6 protein-coding genes and 2 pseudogenes are annotated in these 5,266 nt (G+C 58.1%); 1 reads left to right on the forward strand and 7 read right to left on the reverse strand.

All coding sequences use genetic code 11. The features are described from left to right. From AD428_RS22245 to AD428_RS22275, 7 genes and pseudogenes are all read right to left on the reverse strand, one after another. A partial coding sequence (locus tag AD428_RS22245; protein ID WP_053246623.1) for a hypothetical protein occupies positions 1–1,427 on the reverse strand: 1,427 nt, incomplete at its 3' end. After that, positions 1,424–3,163: a hypothetical protein gene (locus AD428_RS22250; RefSeq protein WP_235488838.1), complete on the reverse strand. Its 1,740-nt coding sequence runs from the start codon at positions 3,161–3,163 to the stop codon at positions 1,424–1,426. The genes AD428_RS22250 and AD428_RS22245, both read right to left, overlap by 4 nt. Continuing rightward, the gene (locus tag AD428_RS22255) at positions 3,147–3,389 is read right to left on the reverse strand and encodes a hypothetical protein (RefSeq protein ID WP_053244038.1); all 243 of its coding nucleotides are present in this window, start codon (positions 3,387–3,389) and stop codon (positions 3,147–3,149) included. Before AD428_RS22255 ends, AD428_RS22250 begins: the two co-directional genes overlap by 17 nt. A 26-nt stretch (positions 3,390–3,415) precedes the next feature. Continuing rightward, complete coding sequence (locus AD428_RS29030; protein WP_082308222.1) at positions 3,416–3,829, reverse strand: helix-turn-helix domain-containing protein; 414 nt, start codon at positions 3,827–3,829, stop codon at positions 3,416–3,418. 11 nt (positions 3,830–3,840) lie between these two features. Next, entirely contained in the window at positions 3,841–4,101 is a 261-nt protein-coding gene (locus AD428_RS22265; RefSeq protein ID WP_053244039.1) for a hypothetical protein, read from the reverse strand. Further along, complete coding sequence (locus AD428_RS22270; RefSeq protein ID WP_235488858.1) at positions 4,102–4,353, reverse strand: type II toxin-antitoxin system RelE/ParE family toxin; 252 nt, start codon at positions 4,351–4,353, stop codon at positions 4,102–4,104. It lies immediately after the preceding gene. A 228-nt stretch (positions 4,354–4,581) separates the two neighbouring features. Further along, a pseudogene (locus tag AD428_RS22275) lies at positions 4,582–5,148 on the reverse strand (Bug family tripartite tricarboxylate transporter substrate binding protein); the annotation flags it as partial. A gap of 9 nt (positions 5,149–5,157) precedes the next feature. Between AD428_RS22275 and AD428_RS26530 the strand changes: the two are divergent. After that, a pseudogene (locus tag AD428_RS26530) lies at positions 5,158–5,266 on the forward strand (dihydroorotase); the annotation flags it as partial.

Here is a 5,266-nt window from a genome sequence, read left to right on the forward strand (position 1 = left end):
ATTTGGTGGGTCATGTGCGGAGCGTACTCTAACAGCGTGCTGCGCAACTGCTCTGCTCGCTCCTGATCTCCTATCATCGCAAGCCAAGCGAGCACGAAAGTGTAAAGAATCCCCGCACGCGTATGCTCTTCGAAGTATGCGTCACTGCGTTCTCTTGGATGTGAGAGGACATCACGATATTCTGTCGTCGGCGTCGGATAGTGCCGCCGAGCCCGCAGTCCGTAGCAAAGATGATCGGACATGCTGCGGATGTAATCAGCAACATTAGATAGGCGTCCGCGCACATCTGCGAGACGCATAAACAGAGCCAATTCAATCGTGAAATCGTCACGAACGGGGACGGCAAGCGCCGGGTTCGCGTTCAGCATCCCAATTGCTATGTTGAGCGCCTCGTCTGCTCCTTCACTCATTGCCTGTGCGGATGCCGCATCGCCCCCAGCACTGATGGCATCTAGCCATAACCCGTGAAGAGACAACCTACCCAGTGTCTCGAACAGCGCGATGTTGATGTCTACTGCGTAACGTGAATTTACGGCCATTGAAAGCGCATAGCGTTTGTCGGCGAACGGGCCAATCTTCTCGACTAGTAGAAGGCGAGCGATGATTAAGTGCAGTTTGAAAACCTGATCGAAATGAGCTAACCGCTCCTGTTGCGCCGCTCCCCTGCTTAGACGGGTACTATCACAGTGGGGCCAACTGCGTAGCAGCACCAACTCGGATGCTCGATATGCAGCCTCAAGGTTATCGGTGTCGCGAGCCCACACAAAGAGTATCCAAAGGCACAGGTAGGCCTTACGTAGCTGACGTGTGCGCTCTGCCTGGCTCTTCGGCTCAGTGAAGATGACATTGAGTAATTGACGGAAATGCCGATAAGCGACGTCGGGCTGATCAAGCATCGCTAGCGCCTTCTGAAATAGCCCCCGATTCTCGCTCTCAATTAACTCAGCACGCAACATGCCGCTGAGGATCAAATCGGAGAGACGATCCCCGTTCCATTCGGCAAAGTGCACGTTGGCTTTCTCGTTCGCCCGACAGTAACCACTCCACTGAGCACGAACATCCTCGCGCATCTCGCCGCCCATGCAGACGCATATAACAACAGGCAAATCCGCAAAATGGGGCGGGATGCGGTTCGGAATATAGTCATCCAAAACCTCATTCAGCGACGGACGTACAGCCTGCTGGCCAGTATCCCAATGCTCTCGTGTCAAATCACCGGACTTGATCGTAAACAGGAACAGGCTTCGAGTGCCATCCCGATCGGGATTGGGGCCAACTGCCGCTACGTCGACACCAGCTTGCCGGGTACCGCGACGGGGACGGGTTAGAACTTCAAAACCACTCTCAGCCAAAAGATCAGGCAGAATAGCGTCGAGTTCGTCACGCTCGCGTAGCGAGCGCAGATAGTGCATTACGACAAGTTTCATCTCTGCTCTCGCTGCTCAAGCTTGAATTGCAAGAGCATATGCTCGAGTCCAACTGGGTCAACGATGTCGAGGATGGGCAACTCTGACGAGACCGAGAACGAATGCATCCCAGTCTCGGTGAGATGTGTGGTGCCCTCTCCGGTGTGGATCGGCGTCAACGACGATCGGCCATATAGGATGTATTGTTTAGTGACGAGATCCTCAAAAATAGATTTCCGGCGCCCCTGCTCCATGCTCCGTTCCATCTGCTCGTGCCATTGGACGTGTGCCGCCTCGCGCTGCATTTCACTAGGGTGCAGCTCGACTAAACGCTCAATACCTTCCATCGCATCTTGAAGTGCCGCCTTTCGTGTGAGCACTTCAGCAAGGTCCGGAATGCTCTCAGCGTAACGCTCAAGGTAGTCCTTCAACTTTCCCCCATAGCTCACCAGCAAGGGGTTATAGATCAGATCGAGGACATCATTTTTGATATCTGAAGCCCCATCGCGAAGTACCGCTAACGGTATAGTAACTGCGGCCAGAGGATCAATGAAGAACCACCCAATGGCCTTGCGGCAGAGATATAGTTGATCCAATGGCTCCAATGGAATAGATGACGTAGGGATGGAGAAAGGAGGATCATCGTTTCCGACACCGCAAACTTCGCTAGCCACGCATTGGTGGGTGTACGTATTCCCGTTCAGCAGCCAGTACACAACCGCGCCACCCACCACATCAGAGCCGGCATTTTTCAGCGCGTAGTAAGTGCTCTGGAACGCGCTCAGCGTAATCCGGCCTTTTGAACGATCAAATAACTTACTAAGCAGGAAAATCACTTTCTCAGCATGCCCTGCACCCACAAGCAGATATGCTGCATGGTCGAGGTGCGAAATCGTTCCTGCGCTATCTGGGTCAACATCCGCAGCGGCATCAAGGCACAGGTTCATAGCGTTTTCTGTGAGACCGACCCGGTGACGCCACAGCAGGTCCACTGCCAAGTGGATCGAGATGGGACTCCTCGTCTGAACGACCCGTTCAAGTTGTTCGTCCAAGCCGACTGGTGCGAGTGTTTTTCGCTGTGCAGCAGCACGATAGCCCGCTTCGAGGGAACGGACTGCGATGTCTTCGTCATTGCTGGACGCCCCTTGGAGCAGTATGTTGAGCACCTCGTCGTAGCGTTCACCCAGTTCCATGGCACCCAAAGCCGAGAGGGCAGCGAGCTTCGCCTCGCGCTCGTGAGCCTGCGCGAAAATGAGGCTTTCTTCGATATCGGTGTTCATTACGAGAACCGTGAATAGCTGACGCAAAGCCAGGTTATCACCGGCACGTGCTGCTTCGTAGACCTTGAAAGCTCTGACTGGGTTCTTCCTCGTCCATTCCCCAAAAGCAGTACTAGGGGCACCTGCAGCCAGGTCGTTGCCGCCCGCATCAAGCAGGCGCGTGATGAAGGCAAGAAGGACATCCTGATCTACGTTCAAAAGGGGTATCAAATCGCATAGAACATGCTGAACAAAGAAGAAGCGCGGTCCCTCCAACTCCGCCAGCGCTTCTTCGATATGAAGGTCAATCGGTGGCGCATCAGTAGCGTTCAATATTGTTGCAAGAGTCTCGAGCAATGCAGAATGGCTATCATCCAAGCGACGATAGCCACGATCCGCAACAGTACGAACCAAACCGCATGTGCGAAGCTGCGCAGCCAATTCCGTCTCGTCTACCGATGCCCCATTCGCTGTCATTACTTTACCCATTAGATCCATAGCGCGAAGACTGCTTGTTTTGTCGGCGCTTGCGTTCCTGCTCTGCAATCTCGCCTGGTTGCAATGCCAGCTCGGCATCGATCATGCGCTCCAGTATGTCACCCAATCGGATGGTGCAAGGAATGAGCGGCGGCTCGAACTCGTAGCCGCCGGCGATCATTTGAGCCGCAACTTCCTTGGTGATGAAAAAAGGCCCATCTTGGTTGTACTGGTGCAGCTTCGTCATGCTCGTTCCCGTTGCGTTCGTCTTGGCTAAGGACTTTCTGTGCTATTTAGCCCAGTGCCGGCGTCGATCTGGGCTAGCTCATCATCGAGAATTTCACCGACGCCTTTGGCGGACACCTGCCCCGCCAGGCCGGCGTCGATCCGTTCGGCCAGCAATGCCTTGAGCTGCGTCCATGCCGCATCGTCCTTGAGCAGACCCGCAGCGACGGCCATGCTCACAAGCGCATCAAGCCCGAATTCGTTGATCTTCCCGCGCATCAGGTCAGATACGCGAGGTTGCGTCACGCCAAGACGGCGCGCGGCTTCGGCCGGCGTCCATCCGTGATCCCGGATTTGCTTTTCCAGGGCCATCATCAGCGTCGAACGCAGCTTCATGTTTTCCGCTTCGGCGGGGGTGTTTTCGATGGCATCCCACACACTGGCAACGGGTTCATTGCTCATCGCTCGGTCCTTCACTGGCTCGCCGGCGCGGTCAGCATGTCGAGGGTGATCCGCCGCACGAGCTGCAACGCGGCTGCCGGCGTTCGCGCCGGCGCAGGGTGTTCCAGGTCCGCGCGCACCTGGTCGCGCAGGCCATCCAGATCATTGCCGCCGTCCACGACCGCTTGCATGAACGCGCGCACAAGGGCCGCGCCGCTGGACCCATACTCACGCGCGGCCGCGAGAAAATCCCGCTTCAAGTCGTCATCGACCGTCACCGAAAGGCGTGCCATTCAATACCCCGCTTCTTTCTGGTGCCGAACGGCAAGAATGGCGATGTTCTCCCCGTCGAAGCGATAGAGGGCGACATAGCCGCCGTTGCCGAAGTCGATCAGCCATTCCCGAAACTCGGGTTCCATGTCCTCGACCGGGCGGCCGATGCGTGGCTGATGGGCCAGAATCTTGACCCCGGCCCGGATAGCCTGCACCGCGCGTTGCGCCGCATTGGCATCCTTGGGCGCGAGGAAGCGATAGAGCCGCAGCACATCCGCTAGTGCCGGCGGCGTCCAGATTAGACGTGACACTTAGGCAACTCTGCATCCTCGCCGGCTTCCAGCTTCGCCAGCCAGGCGTCGGCTTCCTCAAGTGTCAGATGCTGGCCGGTGCGCTGATAGTCCTCCCAGGCCCGGAGCGCATCCTGTTTGAACGCCTCGCGCTTTTCCTCGCGCTCGACGTACTGCGCGATGGCTTCTCGCATGATCCAGTGCGACGTACGCCAGCGCGCGCAGTTTGCCGCTTTTGACATGCGGGATGACCGAGGAGGCCGTCTCGAACGCGATCTGAACCTGGCCGCCCATCAGGTCCACCATGGCCGGGCCGCTGCCGCGATACGGAACGTGGGCCATGCTTACGCCAGCGGCATCCTTGAAGAGTTCCGCGGCAATGTGCTGGGTGCTGCCCGCCCCGCTGCTGGCGAAATTGAGCTCGCCGGGCTTGCGCTTGAGCAGGGCGATGAGGTCCTGCACGGTTTTCACCGGCAGGTCGTTATTCACCACCAGGATGTTCGGCACGGCGCCCACGAACGCCACGGGCGCCAGGTCGCGGTCGTTGTCGTAGCCAAGCTTGAGCAGGTGCGGCGCGATGGCGTGGGCCGTGGACACGCCCATGACCATGGTGTGCCCGTCCGAGGACTTGGCCGCCAGGTCGGCGGCCAGCGTGTTGGACGCGCCGGGCTTGTTCTCGACCACCACGGTCTGGCCCAGCAGGGGCCCCAGCTTGTCGGCCACGGCGCGCGCCATGGCGTCGGWRYYGCSGCMKGSCGCYGMTCCSWSCAGCAGGCGMAGYGRCTYGATCCGGCCATCGACGTGTTCGACCGCGAAGCGGTGTTCGTCGAGCGGGTCATGGTGCCGCTGCGCCGCGCGTTCCCGGCGCTCAAGGTGGTGTTCGAGCACATCACCA

The organism is Achromobacter sp. DMS1 (assembly GCF_001270295.1).